Source organism: Microbacterium aoyamense (assembly GCF_023155855.1).
GTDB classification, from domain to species: Bacteria; Actinomycetota; Actinomycetes; order Actinomycetales; family Microbacteriaceae; genus Microbacterium; species Microbacterium aoyamense.
The window spans coordinates 93,119-109,794 of sequence record NZ_JAKNUT010000004.1; the positions used below are offsets into that span (position 1 = coordinate 93,119).

The 16,676-nt window shown below is 70.2% G+C and carries 15 protein-coding genes; 9 read left to right on the plus strand and 6 right to left on the minus strand.

Annotated elements, in window-relative coordinates; translation table 11 throughout:
- Positions 1 to 7: 7 nt before the first annotated feature.
- Together rnc and mutM are read left to right on the plus strand one after the other, a co-directional pair.
- The gene (rnc, locus tag MA876_RS11755; protein ID WP_248149087.1) at positions 8 to 700 is read left to right on the plus strand and encodes a ribonuclease III; all 693 of its coding nucleotides are present in this window, start codon (positions 8 to 10) and stop codon (positions 698 to 700) included.
- On the plus strand, positions 693 to 1,604 hold the full coding sequence (gene mutM / locus MA876_RS11760) for a bifunctional DNA-formamidopyrimidine glycosylase/DNA-(apurinic or apyrimidinic site) lyase (RefSeq protein WP_248149092.1): 912 nt from the start codon (positions 693 to 695) through the stop codon (positions 1,602 to 1,604). Before rnc ends, mutM begins: the two co-directional genes overlap by 8 nt.
- Here the strand turns inward: mutM and MA876_RS11765 are convergent.
- The 4 genes from MA876_RS11765 to MA876_RS11780 form a co-directional block, all read right to left on the minus strand.
- On the minus strand, positions 1,594 to 2,688 hold the full coding sequence (locus MA876_RS11765) for a GNAT family N-acetyltransferase (protein ID WP_248149096.1): 1,095 nt from the start codon (positions 2,686 to 2,688) through the stop codon (positions 1,594 to 1,596). The two genes, mutM and MA876_RS11765, sit on opposite strands and share 11 nt — an antisense overlap.
- Positions 2,681 to 3,781 carry a GNAT family N-acetyltransferase gene (locus tag MA876_RS11770; RefSeq protein WP_248149097.1) on the minus strand — a complete coding sequence of 367 codons (1,101 nt, stop codon included), beginning with the start codon at positions 3,779 to 3,781 and terminating at the stop codon, positions 2,681 to 2,683. Before MA876_RS11770 ends, MA876_RS11765 begins: the two co-directional genes overlap by 8 nt.
- Positions 3,778 to 4,860, minus strand: coding sequence for a GNAT family N-acetyltransferase (locus tag MA876_RS11775; RefSeq protein ID WP_248149098.1), 1,083 nt, complete (start codon positions 4,858 to 4,860; stop codon positions 3,778 to 3,780). Before MA876_RS11775 ends, MA876_RS11770 begins: the two co-directional genes overlap by 4 nt.
- Positions 4,861 to 4,928: 68 nt before the next feature.
- Positions 4,929 to 5,183 carry a hypothetical protein gene (locus MA876_RS11780; RefSeq protein WP_248149100.1) on the minus strand — a complete coding sequence of 85 codons (255 nt, stop codon included), beginning with the start codon at positions 5,181 to 5,183 and terminating at the stop codon, positions 4,929 to 4,931.
- A 448-nt stretch (positions 5,184 to 5,631) separates the two neighbouring features.
- On the opposite strand from MA876_RS11780, the gene smc reads away from it, so the two are divergent.
- Genes smc through MA876_RS11795 form a run of 3 tightly spaced genes read left to right on the plus strand, consistent with a single transcriptional unit; the run spans position 5,632 to position 10,566 of the window.
- The gene (gene smc, locus MA876_RS11785) at positions 5,632 to 9,138 is read left to right on the plus strand and encodes a chromosome segregation protein SMC (RefSeq protein WP_248149102.1); all 3,507 of its coding nucleotides are present in this window, start codon (positions 5,632 to 5,634) and stop codon (positions 9,136 to 9,138) included.
- A 9-nt stretch (positions 9,139 to 9,147) separates the two neighbouring features.
- Complete coding sequence (gene ftsY, locus MA876_RS11790) at positions 9,148 to 10,020, plus strand: signal recognition particle-docking protein FtsY (RefSeq protein WP_248149104.1); 873 nt, start codon at positions 9,148 to 9,150, stop codon at positions 10,018 to 10,020.
- A 45-nt stretch (positions 10,021 to 10,065) separates the two neighbouring features.
- A complete protein-coding gene (locus MA876_RS11795) occupies positions 10,066 to 10,566 on the plus strand; it encodes a DUF2004 domain-containing protein (RefSeq protein WP_248149106.1) in 501 nt (166 codons plus the stop codon).
- A 162-nt stretch (positions 10,567 to 10,728) separates the two neighbouring features.
- Here the strand turns inward: MA876_RS11795 and lipA are convergent, their stop codons facing one another.
- Both lipA and lipB read right to left on the minus strand, forming a co-directional pair.
- A complete protein-coding gene (lipA, locus tag MA876_RS11800; RefSeq protein ID WP_248149108.1) occupies positions 10,729 to 11,748 on the minus strand; it encodes a lipoyl synthase in 1,020 nt (339 codons plus the stop codon).
- On the minus strand, positions 11,745 to 12,383 hold the full coding sequence (gene lipB, locus MA876_RS11805) for a lipoyl(octanoyl) transferase LipB (RefSeq protein WP_248149110.1): 639 nt from the start codon (positions 12,381 to 12,383) through the stop codon (positions 11,745 to 11,747). The genes lipA and lipB overlap by 4 nt, the downstream gene beginning before the upstream one ends.
- A gap of 75 nt (positions 12,384 to 12,458) precedes the next feature.
- Here lipB and MA876_RS11810 point away from each other — a divergent pair, with 75 nt between their 5' ends.
- The 4 genes from MA876_RS11810 (at position 12,459) to ffh (ending at position 16,582) form a co-directional block, all read left to right on the plus strand.
- Positions 12,459 to 13,442, plus strand: a complete 984-nt coding sequence (locus MA876_RS11810; protein WP_248149112.1) for a TetR family transcriptional regulator — start codon at positions 12,459 to 12,461, stop codon at positions 13,440 to 13,442.
- A gap of 399 nt (positions 13,443 to 13,841) precedes the next feature.
- The gene (locus tag MA876_RS11815) at positions 13,842 to 14,522 is read left to right on the plus strand and encodes a hypothetical protein (RefSeq protein ID WP_248149113.1); all 681 of its coding nucleotides are present in this window, start codon (positions 13,842 to 13,844) and stop codon (positions 14,520 to 14,522) included.
- Positions 14,519 to 15,013 carry an RNA polymerase sigma factor gene (locus tag MA876_RS11820; protein WP_248149114.1) on the plus strand — a complete coding sequence of 165 codons (495 nt, stop codon included), beginning with the start codon at positions 14,519 to 14,521 and terminating at the stop codon, positions 15,011 to 15,013. Before MA876_RS11815 ends, MA876_RS11820 begins: the two co-directional genes overlap by 4 nt.
- Positions 15,014 to 15,025: 12 nt before the next feature.
- Positions 15,026 to 16,582 (plus strand): signal recognition particle protein, encoded by a 1,557-nt coding sequence (gene ffh / locus MA876_RS11825; RefSeq protein WP_248149115.1) that lies wholly within the window; start codon positions 15,026 to 15,028, stop codon positions 16,580 to 16,582.
- Positions 16,583 to 16,676 lie beyond the last annotated feature (94 nt).

Here is a 16,676-nt window from a genome sequence, read left to right on the forward strand (position 1 = left end):
CCACGCGGTGCCAGGCGCCACATCGGGGCTTTCGAGCCTCACCGACAAGCTCGGGGTCGATATCGACCCCGAGCTTCTGTCGCTCGCCCTCACCCATCGTTCGTGGGCGTACGAGAACGGCCAGGTGCCGCACAACGAACGCCTCGAGTTCCTCGGCGACTCCGTGCTCGGACAGGCCGTCACCGTGCGGCTGTTCACGCGGCATCCCGAACTCGAAGAAGGGGCGCTCGCGAAGCGCCGCGCGAGCGTCGTCTCGACTGTCGCGCTGGCGCAGGTCGCACGCGGGATCGGGCTGGGGGAGTATGTCAAGCTCGGCCGCGGCGAGGACCAGACCGGGGGACGTGACAAGGACTCGATCCTCGCCGACACGACCGAGGCGGTGATCGGGGCGACGTACCTGTCCGCCGGGCCGGATGCCGCGACCGCCCTCGTGCTGCGGCTCATCGATCCGCTGCTGGACGACCCGGAGCGCTACGGGGCGGCCACCGATCCCAAGACGAGCCTGCAGGAGCTCGCGGCGCGCGGGGGCATCGGCCAGCCGCGCTACGAGGTGACCTCGACCGGGCCGGATCACGAGCGCCGTTTCACCGCGACGGTGTTCATCGGCGACGCGACGGCGCAGGGCGAGGGCACGAGCAAGAAGTTCGCCGAGATGGCGGCCGCTCTGAACGCCTGGAAAGATCTGACCGGACGTGCCTGAACTCCCCGAGGTCGAGGTCGTGCGCGCCGGCCTCGCGCCGGCAGTGGCCGGTGCCCTCATCAGCGGTGTGAGCGTCTTCGACGAGCGCGCGCTGACGCGGCATCCCGGCACCGGACTCGACTTCGAAGCCGCGCTCACGGGACGCTCGATCCGCGCCGCCGTGCGGAGGGGGAAGTTCCTCTGGCTGCCGCTCGAATCCGCGGCGGGGGAGCCCGCGAGCGAGGCGATCGTCGGTCACCTCGGCATGAGCGGCCAACTGCTGCTGCGCGAGCCCGGCGCCCCCGCCGAGCGCCACGAACGCGTGCGGATCGACCTGCAGCATCCCGTCCACGGCGACCTCGCCGTCGTGTTCGCCGACCAGCGCACGTTCGGCTCCCTCGCGATCGATCCCCTGGTGCAGACGATGGATGCCGCGGCCGGCGGCTTCGGCTCGCCGGATCCCGTCATGCCCGTGCAGGTCGCCCACATCGCGCGCGATCCGCTCGATCCCGCATTCGACGACGCGGGTTTCCGGCGTGCGCTGTCGCGTAAGGACTCCGCGATCAAGCGGGTGCTGCTCGACCAGACCGTGGTGAGCGGGATCGGCAACATCTACGCCGACGAGGCGCTCTGGGGTGCCCGCATCCATCCCGAGACGTCCGCGTCGGCGCTCTCGACGCGCGCCGTGAACCGGCTGCTCGCCGAGGTGCGTGCCGTGCTCGACAAAGCTCTGGCCGAGGGCGGCACGAGTTTCGACGCGCAGTACGTCAACGTCAACGGGCAGGCCGGCTACTTCGCGCACTCGCTGCACGCGTACGGGCGGACGGGTCAGCCGTGCGACCGCTGCGGTCGGCCGATCGTGCGGGTCTCGTTCATGAACCGCTCGAGCCACTTCTGCCCTTACTGCCAGAAGCTCAGGCGATGACCTTCTGCCATTCGCCCGAGTAGCGCGTCGGCGTGAAGCCCATGGCTTCGTTGACCGCGAGCATCGGACGGTTCTCCTCGGCGTTGCCGGTCACGATCCGATCCCCCTCGGGGAACGCCTCGCGACCGAGGGCGAGCGTGTGCGTCTTGACCAGGGCGCCGAGCCGGTGGCCGCGGTGCTCGGCGAGCACGAGAGTGTCGTTCTGGTCGATCGGCTTGCCGGGCTTTCGGAACGAGACGAGCTCGGTGAACGCGACGAGCCGTCCTGACGCGATGTGCTCGGCGGCGCCGACGAGCACCGCCATGCCGCTGTCCGACCAGACCTTCTCCAGGCGGCGGACGCGCGCGGCATCCCAGGTCTCCTCGTCCATGACGGAATCGCCTGCGGGCGCGTCGGTCGACATGCGCGACTTCATCCACGCGTAGTCGTCGACCCAGTCATCGGGGGTCGGCGCCATCCACGAGACGTAGCGGTATCCCTCGCTCGCGCGCTCGGCCTCATCGCGCAGCGGTGCGACCCGATCGAGCGGCTTCGTCAGGTCGAGCGTGCTGACGCGGTAGACCTGCTCGAGCGCGTATCCCGCGCTCACTGCGAGCCGCGTCGCCTGGTCGTCGGGCACGGCGCCGAAGCCCGTGCGGGCGGTGACACCGGCCGATGTGGACGATGGATGCTCCGTCCACGCCTGCAGGATCGTGCGACCACGTTCGCCCGCGCGCGCCTCGAGGAACGCGAGCGCGCGCCGCCCGATCCCGCGACCGCGGTGCTCGGGCAGCACTTCGACGCGCAGCTGCACGCGCTGCGATCCGTCTTCGAGAGGGACCCACATCATCGCGCGGCCGACGACCGTGCCATGTGAGCGCATGAGCCAGCCGTGCACCTCTTCATCCTCGGTGAGCCAGTGCGGATACGACTGCTCGGGGGTCACCTCGAGCGCGTCGGCGCCGAGCAGCGCGACGTTCACACGGTTGCGCACGTCGATCGCGGCCCGGAAGTCGGCACCCTCGTCCGCGCTCACACCCGCGACGGTGTCCGGCACCGAGACGGGTGTGAGCGCGAGCTCGTCGAGCGTCGTGGCCTCAGGCATCCAACGTCTTCTTCCACGCGCCGGCGTACGACGCCGGAACGAAGCCGATCGCCTCGTTGATGTCGAGCATGGGACGGTTCTCCTCGGCGTTGAAGGTCGAGACTCGCGGCGAATCCGGCATGAGATCCCGCCAGCGAACAAGGTTGGCGCACTTCACGAGAGCTCCGAGTCGGTGACCACGGTGCTCTTTGAGGACGAGCGTGCCCCACTGATGGGTGGGGGCAGTGTGGTCGGCCGCGATCACGAGCTCGTTGTACGCCACGATCTCGCCGGACGGCACGTGCTGGACCGCGGTGACCGACACCGTGTGGCCGCCCGCGAGCAGGCGCTTGTCCCTACGCTCGACGCGCGCGGCATCCCACGCCTCTTCCACCCAGACGAGCTCTCCCGTCGGCACATCCGTCGACATGCGCGAGATCACGTGCGCGAAGCCGTCCTTGTACTCGTCCGGCGTCGGCGAGGTCCACGTGACGAGGCGGTAGTCCGCGCCGGCCGCGCGCCGGGCTTCGGCGAGCATCGCCTCGACGCGCTCGAACGAGCCGGTGAGGTCGAAGACGCTGTTGCGCTCGGTCTGCTCGAACGAGTACCCCTGCGCGAGCATGAGCTTCGTCTGCGGATCGTCGGCCGGGATCGAGCCGAGGCCCGTGGGCGACGCGAGCTGCGGTCCCGACAGATCGGGCTTGTGCAGCGTCCACGTCTGGACGACGGACCGGCCGTGCGCGCGCGCCTCGGTCTCGAGCACGGCGAACAACGCCTGCTCGATACCGCGATCGAGGTGCGCTGGGGGCACCATGACGTCGAACTCGACGTTGTTCGCGCCGTCCTCGAGCGGGATCATCATCGTGAGCGCGCCGACGATCTCGCCGTCGCGCTCGGCCGTGTAGCCGAGCTGGAGGCGGTCCGTCTGGTCCTGCCAGGACGGCAGCTGCTCCGCGGCGTCCTGATCGAAATAGTCGTGACCGGCGTAGTACCGGCACACCTCGTCCGCGATGCGCGCCGTCTCGAGGAACGGGCCCGCGTCGGCGGCGTCGAGCGTCGCCGGCACGGGGATCCGCGTGATCGTGAGGGTCGCGGCATCCATCATCGTCTTCATGTCAGCACCTTCTTCCAGGCACCGCCGTACGCGATCGGTGCGAAGCCGATGGCTTCGTTGATGTCGAGCATGGGGCGGTTCTCTTCCGCGTTGTAGGTCAGCACGCGCCGCGAGTCGGGCACGAGGTCGCGCCACGAGAGCAGACCCGCGCACTTCACGAGCGTGCCGAGCTTGTGGCCGCGGTGGTCCTTGAGGACGAGGGTGTCCTCCTGGTGGGATGCCTCGGTGCGGTCCTTGCCGACGACCAGCTCGTTGAACGCGCACAGCTCACCGGTCTCGATGTGCTGAGCCGCCGTCACGAGCAGGAAGCGCTCGGCGTCTGTGTAGAGCGCGTCGTGGCGCGCGATGCGCGCGGCATCCCACACCTCCTCGTCGAACTCCATCTCGGCGGAGGGGGCGTCGGTGTTCATGCGCGACTTCATCCACGCGTAGCCCTCGGCGAACTCCGGCGGGGTCGGGGGCGACCACTGCACGACGCGATAGTCGCGGGAGGCCTCGAGAGCCTCGGCGTGCAGCCGCTCGACCTCATCCCACGAGCCCGTCAGATCGAAGGCGCTGTTGCGCTCGACCTGCTCGAGTGTGTAGCCGCGGCGGCGGTAGAAGTGCGCCGCGCGATCGTCCGGGATCGAGCCGAAGCCCGTCGGCGCGTCGATGTGCGGGCCGTCGGATGCCGGATGCGATGCCCACGACTGCAGCACCGTGCGGCCGTGCTCGCGCGCGGTCTGCTCGATGAGGTCGTACGCGGCGGCGCCGATGCCCTGACCCCAGGACTTGCGCAGCAGCTCGATCTGCCAGAAGGCGTTCTTCGAGCCCTCGTGCTGCGGGATGTCGATGCCCGCCCTGCCGACGAACTCGCCGTCGAGGATCGCGAGCCACATGAAACGCAGCTCGTCGGGGTCGGGTTGGTAGTGGGGGAGCAGCTCGGCGGCGGTGACGGACTCGTCCGCGTGACCGGAGATCTCTTCGTAGACCCGGTTGCGCACGTCGACCATCGTCACGAAGTCGTGCGCATCGGCGGCGTCGATGCTGCTCGGGATGATGAGGGGCCGCAGTTCGAGGCCCGTGGTGGTGATGCTCATGATGGTTCTTTCGTCAGAAGTGGATGTCGTGGGGGCGGTGGTGCGGTCGGGTGCCGACCGCACCACCGTCACAGGTGGGGCCGCAGGTGCTGCAGCCGCAGCGCCGCGGCCTCGCGGGCGAGCCGCGCCTGTTCGTTGGCGAGGAGCCGCGCGTGGTTGTGGTGATCCGCACGGCGCGACGCGCTGCGCGCGCTGCGCAGGAGCAGCCAGAGACCGAGGTGCAGCGATGCGCGGTCCACGAGGCTCAGCGGAGAGCGGGGATCGGGCAGCTGCGGGGCGGGATGGAGATCCGGAGTGCGGAGGTCCAGGAGCAGTTTCGACATGGTCGTGTCTCTTTCGAGTCGAAGAAGGATGTGAGGGTCCGAACGGGATCGCGAGGATCCGGTGGCGCGCACAGGGCCGTGGGCCGAGGCGGCGGGGCGGCGAACGCGGGAGCGGACGGCGGCGAAGGTGCCTGATCGATCCGTCAGTGGACGGAGTTCTCCCGTGGCCGGATCAGCCGGCGGTGGGTGCGAACGCGCAGAAGGACCCGGCCGCCAGGGCACGAGCGACTCCTCCGCGAATGGCGGGAGCTGCTGTGGTGAACATGTGCATCTTCATGGCGACCTCCTTTCGACTTCTGACGCGAGAAGTGACGTTAGCGGAGTTCTCCCAGGTCGTCAAGTATCCCGGGCGTGTCGCGGGCGAGGTGGTGCCGTGACGGCCCGCCGCCGCGGCATCCTTCCGCTCGTCGGCTAGTTTTGACGAGATGTCCAGGCCGGAGGCGATCGCATGCACCTGAAGAGCGTCACGCTCAAGGGATTCAAGTCCTTCGCGCAGCCGACGACCTTCGCCTTCGAGACGGGTGTGACCTGCATCGTCGGACCCAACGGCTCGGGCAAGTCCAACGTCGTCGACGCGCTCGCCTGGGTCATGGGCGAGCAGGGGGCCAAGACCCTGCGCGGCGGCAAGATGGAGGACGTCATCTTCGCCGGCACCGCGACGCGCGGCCCGCTCGGGCGCGCCGAAGTGCAGCTCACGATCGACAACAGCGACGGCGCGCTGCCGATCGAGTACTCCGAGGTCAGCATCAGCCGGACGCTCTTCCGCAACGGGGCGAGTGAGTACGCGATCAACGGCGACACCTGCCGACTGCTCGACGTGCAGGAGCTCCTGAGCGACTCCGGGCTCGGCCGGGAGATGCACGTCATCGTGGGACAGGGGCGACTCGACAGCGTCCTGCAGGCGACGCCCGAAGATCGCCGCGGCTTCATCGAAGAGGCCGCCGGCATCCTCAAGCACCGCCGTCGTAAGGAGAAGACGCTCCGCAAGCTCGAGGCGATGGAGGCCAACCTCACGCGCTTGAGCGACCTCGCGGGCGAACTCCGCCGCCAGCTCAAGCCGCTGGGGCGGCAGGCCGAGATCGCACGCGAGGCCGCGACGATCGCCGCCGTCGTGCGCGATGCCAAGGCCCGCCTGCTCGCGGACGACCTCGCGAGCCTGCGCGCGCAGCTCGCCGACCACGTCCGCAGCGAGCAGTCGCGGCACACCGAGCGACTCGTGCTGCAGGACCAGTCCGACAACGTGCGGGCGCGCATCGAGCAGCTCGAGACCGACCAGCGCAGTGAAGCCGTCGACGAGGCGCGGCGCGTCGTGCACGGTCTCGAGCGGGTGCAGGAGCGGCTGAGGTCGCTGTACACGCTCGCGGGCCAGCGGCTCGCGCTCCTGGGCGACTCGGATGACGATGAGCGTCTCGAGCTCACGACGGTGTCGCAGGCGATGATCGACGAGGCGCGTGCAGAGATCGACGAGATCTCGGCGGGGCTCGGTGACGCTCAGGACGCCGCGGCGTCGGCATCCCGCGACGTCATGCGGGCGCGGGCGGAGCTCGACGCCCTCGACGTCGACATCGCTGCGCAGAGCGCGCTCGTGTCGGAGCACGACATGCGGATCACGGCGCTCCGCGGCTCGGCGGAGGCAGCGGCATCCGCCCTCACCGCCGTCCGCACCGCCGTCGAACGCCAGCAGAAGGCGCTGGATGCCGCGCTCGCGCGCCGCGCGGAGGCGGCCGAGACGCTCGCGGGAGTGGATCCCGACTTGGTCCCGGAGGGTTCGGGGGCCGAGTACGCCGCGGCGTACGAGCGCGCCCAGCGCGACGCGACCGATGCCGAATCGAGCGCGGCGACGCTGCGCGAGCGCCTGCACGCGGCCGAGCGCGAGCTCGAGGCGCTCACGGCGCAGACGACCGCTCTGGGCCGCGCGCTCGACGGCCGCAACGCGGCAGCCGAGATCGTCGCGCTCGGGGCCGCCGGCGTTCGCGGTCTGCTCGGCGACGCCGTGAAGATCACCGCGGGCTACGAAGCCGCGATCGCCGCGGCCCTCGGTCCGCTCGTCGAGGGCGTGCTCGTCGACTCCCGCTCCGATGCCGTCGCGACCGCTCGGCTCGTGCGCGAGGGCGACCTCGGTGCGATCGACATCGCGATCGCCGATGCGGGCTCGAAGACGCCGTCGTTCCCTGCGGTCGCAGGGATCACGCCCGCGCGGGATGTCGTGACGGCGCCCGAGGGTGTGCTCGGCATCCTGGCGTTCGTCGTCATCGCCGACGACCTCGACACCGCGGTCGCCGCGGGGCCCGCGCTCGCTGCGGCCGGACCGGTCACGATCGTCACGCGCACGGGCGAAGTCGTCACCGAGTACACCGTGCGAGCCGGATCGGGTCAGGGGCGCTCGCGGCTGGAGCTCGTCGCGGAGCGGGATGCCGCAGCCGAGCGTCGTGACGAGATCACGGTGGTGGCGGACTCGCTGCGCGAGGCGCTCGGTGACGCGGTCAGCGGACTGGAGTCCGCGCGACAGCGCACGAAGACCGCGCTCACGACACTCCGCGAGCACGACGCCGCCCTCGCCGCCCATACCGAGCAGGTCAACCGGGCGACCGTCCGCCACGAGGCGGCGGTCGCCGAATGCGAGCGGCTCGAAGCGGGTCTCGCTCAAGCGACCACCGCGGTCGAGGACGCGGAGGCGTCGGCGCGCTCCGCCGAGGATCAGCTCACGAACGCCCTCGAGGCACCGCGGCCCATCCTCGACGCCTCGGCGCGCGACGGCATGCTCGCCGACCTCGAGGGAGCGCGCGATGCCGAGATGCGCGCGCGACTGGACGTCGAGACGCTCAAGGAGCGCATCCGCGCGGGCGAATCCCGGGTCGTGCAGCTCGAGCGTCAGCGGGAGCGCGAGCGCGAAGCGGCCGCCGAGGCGGCACGTCGTGCGGTCGTGCGTCGCGCGCAGCGCGAGATCGCGGCGGGCGTCGCGGACCAATTGCCCGCGGTCCTGGACTCGGTCGACCGATCGGTCTCGGTCGCACGCGTCGAGCTCGCGACCGCCGAATCGGCGCGCACGGCGCTGACCGAAGAGCTCGCGACGCTGCGGGGGCAGGAATCCGGTCTGCGGGAGCGACTTGCAGGGCTCACCGAGAGCGTGCACAGCCTGGAGCTGCAGATCCACGAGAAGCGCCTGCACGTGACCGGGCTCCTCGAGCGCGTCGCTTCGGAGCTCGGGCTCGACGAGGACATTCTCATTTCGGAATATGGTCCCGATCAGGCCATACCTGCCGAGGGCGAGAACGAGGCATCCGTCCCCTACGACCGCGCCGCTCAGCGACGCAGGCTCGCCGACGCGGAGCGCAAGCTCGCGCAGCTCGGTCGCGTCAACCCGCTCGCGCTCGAGGAGTTCGCAGCCCTCGAGCAGCGCCACGCGTTCCTCACCGAGCAGCTCGCCGACCTCACGCAGACCCGCAAGGACCTCGTCACGATCATCGAAGAGCTCGACGAGCGGATGCAGACGATCTTCCTCGCCGCCTTCGAGGACACGAAGATCGCGTTCGGCGAGGTCTTCCCGATCCTGTTCCCCGGGGGGACGGGCAGCATCTCGCTCACGAACCCCGATGACCCGCTGACGACGGGCATCGAGGTCGCGGTGCGGCCGGTCGGAAAGAAGATCGAGCGACTCTCGCTCCTGTCGGGTGGCGAGCGGTCGCTCGCGGCGGTCGCCCTTCTGACCGCGATCTTCAAGGCGCGGCCGAGCCCGTTCTACATCCTCGACGAGGTCGAGGCGGCCCTCGACGACGCGAACCTCGGGCGCCTCCTGGGCGTGTTCGAGCAGCTGCGGGCATCCAGCCAGCTCATCGTCATCACGCATCAGAAGCGCACGATGGAGATCGCGGATGCGCTGTACGGCGTCTCGATGCGCCAGGACGGCGTGTCGGCCGTCGTCGGCCAGCGAGTGGGGGAGCGCGTCGCCTCGTAGGCTGGTCGCATGGCTGAGAACTCCTGGTCGCTCGGCCGCGCGCTGCGCGGCATGTTCGTCAAGCCCACGATCGACGAGACGACGTGGGACGACCTCGAGACCGCGCTGCTCACGGCCGACTTCGGTCCCGACATCACGGAGCGCATCGTCGACGAACTGCGCGAGAAGGTCGAGCGATACCGCACGACCGATCCGCGCGACCTCAAGCGCATGCTCGTCGAGACGCTCGAGGAGCACTTCGCGAAGTTCGACACGACCCTCAAGCTCACCGAGCGGCCGGCCGTCGTGCTGGTCGTCGGGGTCAACGGCGTCGGCAAGACGACGACGATCGGCAAGTTCGCGAACTTCCTGAAGCGCTACGACCGCTCCGTCGTCGTGGGTGCGGCCGACACCTTCCGCGCCGCGGCCGTCGACCAGCTCGCGACGTGGGCCGAGCGCGGCGGGGCGACGATCGTGCGGCCGCAGCAGGAGGGCCAGGATCCGGCATCCGTCGCCTTCCAGACCATCGACTACGCCAAGCGCACCGGCACCGAGATCGTGCTCGTCGACACCGCGGGCCGCCTGCACACGAAGGGCGGGCTCATGGACGAGCTCACCAAGATCCGGCGCGTCATCGAGAAGCAGGCGCCGATCAGTGAAGTCCTCCTGGTGCTGGATGCCACGACCGGCCAGAACGGCGTGATGCAGGCCCAGGCGTTCCTCGAGCACGCCGGCGTCACCGGTCTGGTGCTCACGAAGCTCGACGGATCCGCCAAGGGCGGGTTCGTGCTGAACGTGCAGGAGAAGACGGGGATCCCCGTCAAGCTCCTCGGCCAGGGCGAAGGCATCGGCGACCTCACGGGCTTCACGCCGCACGTCTTCGCCGCGTCGCTCGTGGACTGACCTTCGGGACTGGCACCCGGGCGCTCACCCTGGTTTCATGGGGACATGGCGATCGAGCACGACTACTTCGGACTCCTCGAGTCGGGCCCCGACGGCTCGATCTTCTGGTCCGAGACCGTGGAGTTGGGGGATCAGGCCGTCACGGTCGATCTCACGGCACCCGATCAGGACGACGTGTCGGAGGCGGCGCTCGATGTCGCGGCCGGGCTCATCTCGGGGCTCGAGCAGATCGATCGCAACGCGCGCAACGCGATGGTGAACGAGCTCAGCGATCGCACGAGCGAAGTGACGGAGTACATCCTGCAGCAGCAGGAGGAGCTCGGCGAAGAGCTGGAGGACGTGCTCGTCGACATCTCGGGCGACGTGCAGATCGACGTCATCCGCTCGCTCGCCCTCATGAGCATGACGATCCTCGCCGACGAACTCGGTGGGCAGGACCCGTTCGCGGTGCTCGAGTACGCGCTGGAGCCGGACTCGGCCGACGACGTCCTGCTCGTGAACATCGGCTCGGACGGCGACGTGCAGTCGGTCACGTCGGCGGATTGAGCGTCCGCCAGCCTCAGCGCCGCGCGGGCGTGCACGACGGCATCCGTGTCCCACTATGTGCGTAACGTGTCCCACTTGCACACGCTTCCGGGTGCGATAGCGAGGTGAAGTGGGACACGCGGTGGGCGCGAGGCCGGCGGCGTAGGCATGTCGCGCGGGCCGCTACACCGCCTGCGCGAAGCCTGTCTCCGCCGTCTCGACGAAGTGCGAGAGGTGGTCCGGGATCTCGCGCCCCTTCGAGACCATCGACTGCGCCCACAGGCGTCCGGCGCGATACGACGAACGCACGAGCGGCCCCGCGAGCACACCGAGGAAGCCGATGCGCTCGGCCTCGTCCTTGAACTCGACGAACTCCTGCGGCTTCACCCAGCGCGCGACCGGCAGGTGGCGCGGCGACGGCCGCAGGTACTGCGTGATCGTGATGATGTCGGTGCCGGCGTCATGGAGATCCTGCAGCGCCTGGACGACCTCTTCGGGCTCTTCGCCCATGCCGAGGATCAGATTGGACTTCGTGATGAGGCCCGCAGCGCGCGCCTGGGTCAGCACGTCGAGCGAGCGCTCGTAGCGGAACGCGGGCCGGATGCGCTTGAAGATGCGCGGGACGGTCTCGACGTTGTGCGCGAACACCTCGGGGCGGCTGTCGAAGACCTCGCCGAGAAGCGCCGGATCGCCGTTGAAGTCGGTTGCCAGGATCTCGACCCCCGTGTTCGGGTTCATCGCGTGGATCTGCCGCACCGTCTCGGCGTGCAGCCACGCGCCGCCATCGGGCAGGTCGTCGCGCGCGACGCCCGTCACCGTGGCGTAGCGCAGGTTCATGCGCACGACGCTCTCGGCGACGCGCCGCGGCTCGTCGGTGTCGTAGTCGGCGGGCTTGCCGGTGTCGATCTGGCAGAAGTCGCAGCGGCGGGTGCACTGGGAGCCGCCGATGAGGAACGTCGCCTCGCGGTCCTCCCAGCACTCGTAGATGTTGGGGCATCCCGCCTCCTGGCAGACGGTGTGGAGCTCCTCGGTCTTCACGAGCGAATGCAGCGCCTGGTACTCCGGCCCCATCTTGGCCTTCGTCTTGATCCATTCGGGCTTGCGCTCGATGGGCGTCTGGGCGTTGCGCACCTCGAGCCGCAGAAGCTTGCGGCCGTCGGGCGCGGTGGACGGCGCGGACGACGGCGTCCCGCACGCGCTCACGCGGCGACCCCCGCGTACTCGGCCTCGAACACCCGGGCGATCGAGTCGACGATGTCGGCGGGTGAGACATCCCGCCCCACGATCTCGCTCACCGTCGTCACTCCCGCGTCGGTGATGCCGCACGGGATGATGCCGCGGAAGCCTGCGAGCGTGTTGTCGCAGTTGACGGCGAAGCCGTGCATCGTCACGCCCTTCTCGACGCGCACGCCGATCGCGGCGACCTTGTCCTCGGACAGGGGCCGGCGCACCCACACGCCGCTCCGCCCCTCGACCTGGTAGCCGTCGACGCCGTGCTCGCGCAGCGCTGCGATCAGCAGGCGTTCGATGCGGCGCACATGCGCGACGACGTCGACCGGCTCGGGCAGACGCACGATGGGGTAGCCGACGAGCTGACCGGGGCCGTGCCACGTGATCTTTCCGCCGCGGTCGACATCGACGACCGGTGTTCCGTCGGTCGGCCGCTCGTGCGGCTCGGTGCGCTTGCCCGCCGTGTAAACGGCTTCGTGCTCGAGGAGCAGGAGGGTGTCGGGTCGGGCGCCGGCGACGACGTCGGAATGGATGCTGCGCTGCAGCGCCCACCCGTCGAGGTAGGGCACGAACGCCGGGGCGAGGCCGGCGTACCGGATGTCGAGCATGCCACTCCTTCGTTATTGGATCGCGTCTAACAATAGACGATGGCACGACCGCCGGTCGCGCAATAGCGTGGAGGGGTGAGCACCGAGCCCCGCGCTGGCAGACCCCGTTCGTCGTCCCGAGAGACCCTCGCCGAAGCGGCGTGCGAACTCTTCCTCGAGCAGGGGTTCGAGGCGACCTCGGTCGTCGACATCGCCCAGCGGGCCGGAGTCAGCCGCTCGAGCTTCTTCAACTACTTCGGCTCGAAGTCGGACATCCTCTGGTCGGGCCTCGACGCACGGATCGGTGCGCTCGAGAGCCGGTTGCGTGCGGACGAGACGATGGATGCCGCGGCATCCGTCCGCGCCGCGGTCGTCGCCGTGGCATCCGGCTTCACTCCCGACCCGCTCGCCCTCGCGATCGTCAACACGGCGGCGATGGGACTCGAGATCGAGCTCGAGCGCGAGGCCGCCGTGCGGCGCGCACGGATCGCCTCGGCCGTCGCCGACCGCCTCGTGCGGGGCGGCCGCGATCGGCTCGCCGCCGACATCACGGGCGCGGCGTGGGGCGGAGCCGTCCTCGCGGCGATCGAGGCGTGGGCGCGCGACGGCGCGGGCCGGACGTCGCTCGCGCGCTTCATCGAGCGGGCGGCGTCGCTCGCCGCGGGCGATCCCGCCGGCGCGGTCAGGCAGCTGCGACTGGTCGTGCAGGCTCCCGAGTTCGAAGAGGCGCTCGCGTTCTACCGTGACGTCGTGGGGATGCCGCAAGCCGAGGCCTACGAAGCCGACGGGGGAGCGCGCGTCGTGATCCTGGATGCGGGCAGAGCCACGCTCGAGCTCGCCAACCTCGCGCAGGTCGCCTTCATCGACGGGGTCGAGACGGACGGGGATGCACCGAGCGAGCGCCTGCGGGTCGGGCTCGAAGTCGCCGACACCGCCGGTGCCGTCGAGCGCCTGGCGGCCGGGGGAGCGGCGGTCGAGGCATCCGCCCGGGAAACGCCGTGGCGCTCGCTCAACGCGCGCCTGCGCGGACCCGCCGATCTGCAGCTCACGCTCTTCCAGGAGCTCGGCCCGGAGTCCTGACGGACGCGGCTCGGTCGCTTCGTCTCGCTGCGCTCGCGAGGCAGGCGGTTCATCGTGCGCATCCCGGTGCGCCGCGGTCGGAGAATGTCGCGTTCGTCGGAGGAATCGAGCGGATTCGGTCCGACCAAGAGCGGATTCTCCGACCGAGGGCGGATTCTCCGACGCTGTGGGCCGCGCGTCGCGCTTCGCTCCGCTGCGCTCGCGCGACGGCCCGGTCGCCCGTGCCCTCTCGGCGGTCAGTCACGAGCGCCGCGGTCGGAGAATGTCGCGTTCGTCGGAGAATTTCGGCGCGATCGATCCGACCGGGAGCACATTCTCCGACGGTGCGGACACGCGCGCGGACGAAACGCCGGATGCCGGACACGTACGGAGTGAGACCACCCCGACGATGGAGGCACCATGACCCCCGATCAGCTCGACGACCTGCTCGACCGCTCTTCGCCCACGACACGCGCGCCGCGCGACGCCGACATCACGGCGATGATCGCCGACGCGCGCGCCGAGGCCCCCCGTCCACGCAAGCGGAGGATCGCGATCGGCGCGGGCGTGCTGACGGCGGTGCTCATCGGCGGTGCGGGCGTCGCGGTCGCTGCGGACCGATTCTCGTGGTGGCCGTGGGCACAGGATCCCGTCGGCGCCGTGTCGTTCACGATGCCGAACGGCTTCGAATGCGAACTGCGCCTGTCGGAGTACTCGGGTGGAGGAGATCCCGCGTTCCTCGCCGACGTGAACCGTGCGCTCGAGGAGTGGTACGCGTCGACGGATGTCGTCGCCCTCGCCGAGGCTCGGCTTCCGCAGAAGAGGGCGGACTACGCCGCGATGACCTCCGCACAGGACTCCGAGCTCGAAGCGCAGCTGGCCGAGCTCACCCCGGCCGAGCGCGACGAGGCGATCGCGCACAACGCGTGGGCGGCGGAGTGGACGGCGTGGGACCTCGTCGTGAGCGACCTCGAGACCGAGGCGCTGCGCGATGCGGGGTTCCCGGTGCCCGACGAGCGCTTCGCGGGCAGCGAGCGCGTGAGCGGCATCCAGTGCCTCGATCTGGACGGGCAGCCGTACGCTCCGGGCGGCGGCCGGTGAGCCGCGACGACCGGAGGCTCACGGCGGCGCTGGCCGCGGCATCCGGCGATCTCCTCGCCTATCTGCAGCGGCGCGTCGGACCCGATGACGCACCTGACCTCCTCGGCGAGACGATGGTCGTCGCGTGGCGGCGCGTCGCCGACCTGCCCGACGATCCCGAGCGCGCGCGGATGTGGCTCTTCGGGATCGCCCGCGGCACGCTGCAGAACAACGCGCGCGGTGAGCGCCGTCGTTGGGCGCTCGCCGATCGCGTCCGTCATGGACGGACGATGGATGCCGCGCCCGCCGCTGACGCGGGTCTCGAGGTCCGCGACGCCATCGTCCGGCTCGATCCCGATGACGCCGAGCTCGTGCGACTCGTGCACTGGGAGCGGATGACCCTCGTTCAGGCGGCCGAGCTGCTGGGCATCCCGGACTCGACGGCGCGCACGCGCTACGCGCGGGTGAAGGAGCAGCTGCGGGCAACGCTGGGAGTCGCCGCGACCGCGTAAACTTGCCGCATCATGGCGACTTTCGGCACACTCTCCGACCGGCTGACCGAGACCTTCCGCAATCTGCGGAAGAAGGGGCAGCTCACACCCGCCGACGTCGACGGCACCGTCCGCGAGATCCGGCGCGCGCTGCTGGACGCCGACGTCGCGCTGCCGGTCGTGAAGGACTTCACCGCGAAGGTGCGCGAGCGCGCTCTCGGCGACGAGGTGAACCGCGCGCTCAACCCCGCGCAGCAGGTCGTGCAGATCGTCAACGAGGAGCTCATCGCGATCCTCGGCGGGCAGCAGCGCCGTCTGCAGTTCGCCAAGAACCCGCCGACCGTCATCATGCTCGCGGGCCTGCAGGGCTCGGGCAAGACGACGTTCGCGGGCAAGCTCGCCAAGCAGCTCGAGAAGGACGGCCACACGCCCCTCCTCGTCGCGGCCGACCTGCAGCGCCCCAACGCCGTCAACCAGCTCCAGGTCGTGGCTTCCCAGGCGGGTGCCGCGATCTACGCGCCCGAGCCGGGCAACGGTGTCGGCGACCCCGTCAAGGTCGCGAAGGACGGCGTCGAGACGGCGCGTCGCCAGCAGCACGACATCGTCATCATCGACACGGCCGGCCGCCTCGGCGTCGACGCCGAGCTCATGAAGCAGGCCGCCGACATCCGCAAGGCGGTCGATCCCGACGAGGTCCTGTTCGTGATCGACGCCATGATCGGCCAGGACGCCGTCAACACGGCGAAGGCCTTCCAGGAGGGCGTCGACTTCACCGGCGTCGTGCTGTCGAAGCTCGACGGCGACGCCCGAGGCGGCGCGGCGCTCAGCGTCGCATCCATCACCGGTCGCCCCATCATCTTCGCCTCGACGGGCGAGGGTCTCGACGACCTCGAGCCCTTCCACCCCGACCGCATGGCGAGCCGCATCCTCGACCTCGGCGACATCCTGACCCTCATCGAGCAGGCCCAGCAGGCCTTCGACGAGGAAGAGGCCATGAAGATGGCCGAGAAGCTCGCGACCGAGCAGTTCACGCTCGAGGACTTCCTCTCTCAGATGCAGCAGATGCGCAAGATGGGCTCGATGAAGAAGATGCTCGGGATGCTGCCGGGCATGGGCCAGATGAAGCAGCAGCTCGACGACTTCGACGAGCGCGAGATCGACCGCACCGAGGCGATCATCCGCTCGATGACCCCCGCCGAGCGTCGCAACACGAAGCTCCTCAACGGCTCGCGCCGCCTGCGCATCGCCCGCGGCTCGGGGATGACGGTGACCGACGTCAACCAGCTCGTGCAGCGCTTCGACCAGGCCGCGAAGATGATGAAGACCGTCGCGCGCGGCGGCACGCCCAACATCCCCGGCATGGGTCCGATCCCGGGTTCGCGTCCGGGCGCCTCGGCCAAGCGCGGCAAGCAGCAGAAGGCGAAGGGATCGCGGTCGGGCAACCCCGCGAAGCGCGCCGCCGAGAACGCGGGAATCGCGGCGCAGGCGCCGGCCACCCCGACCGGATCGGGCTTCGGACTGGGCGGCGCGAAGGGCGCGCCGAGCGAGGCCGATCTCGCGGAGCTGCAGAAGCTCCTCGGGCGCGGCTGATTGGCGGCTGCGCCGATTCCCCCGATAGCCTGAGCGAACTGCGTTCGGCTGGGGGCCGCGCGAGCGGCTAATGGGGGGAAACGGCTGAGGATGG

Excerpts from the sequence above, each read along its gene's own strand:
- smc (WP_248149102.1), top strand. The coding sequence starts at position 5,632 with ATGCACCTGAAGAGCGTCACGCTCAAGGGATTCAAGTCCTTCGCGCAG.
- MA876_RS11815 (WP_248149113.1), top strand. The coding sequence starts at position 13,842 with ATGACCCCCGATCAGCTCGACGACCTGCTCGACCGCTCTTCGCCCACG.
- ftsY (WP_248149104.1), top strand. The coding sequence starts at position 9,148 with ATGGCTGAGAACTCCTGGTCGCTCGGCCGCGCGCTGCGCGGCATGTTC.
- MA876_RS11795 (WP_248149106.1), top strand. The coding sequence starts at position 10,066 with ATGGCGATCGAGCACGACTACTTCGGACTCCTCGAGTCGGGCCCCGAC.
- MA876_RS11770 (WP_248149097.1), bottom strand. The coding sequence starts at position 3,781 with ATGAAGACGATGATGGATGCCGCGACCCTCACGATCACGCGGATCCCC.
- MA876_RS11775 (WP_248149098.1), bottom strand. The coding sequence starts at position 4,860 with ATGAGCATCACCACCACGGGCCTCGAACTGCGGCCCCTCATCATCCCG.
- MA876_RS11765 (WP_248149096.1), bottom strand. The coding sequence starts at position 2,688 with ATGCCTGAGGCCACGACGCTCGACGAGCTCGCGCTCACACCCGTCTCG.
- MA876_RS11780 (WP_248149100.1), bottom strand. The coding sequence starts at position 5,183 with ATGTCGAAACTGCTCCTGGACCTCCGCACTCCGGATCTCCATCCCGCC.
- lipB (WP_248149110.1), bottom strand. The coding sequence starts at position 12,383 with ATGCTCGACATCCGGTACGCCGGCCTCGCCCCGGCGTTCGTGCCCTAC.
- ffh (WP_248149115.1), top strand. The coding sequence starts at position 15,026 with ATGGCGACTTTCGGCACACTCTCCGACCGGCTGACCGAGACCTTCCGC.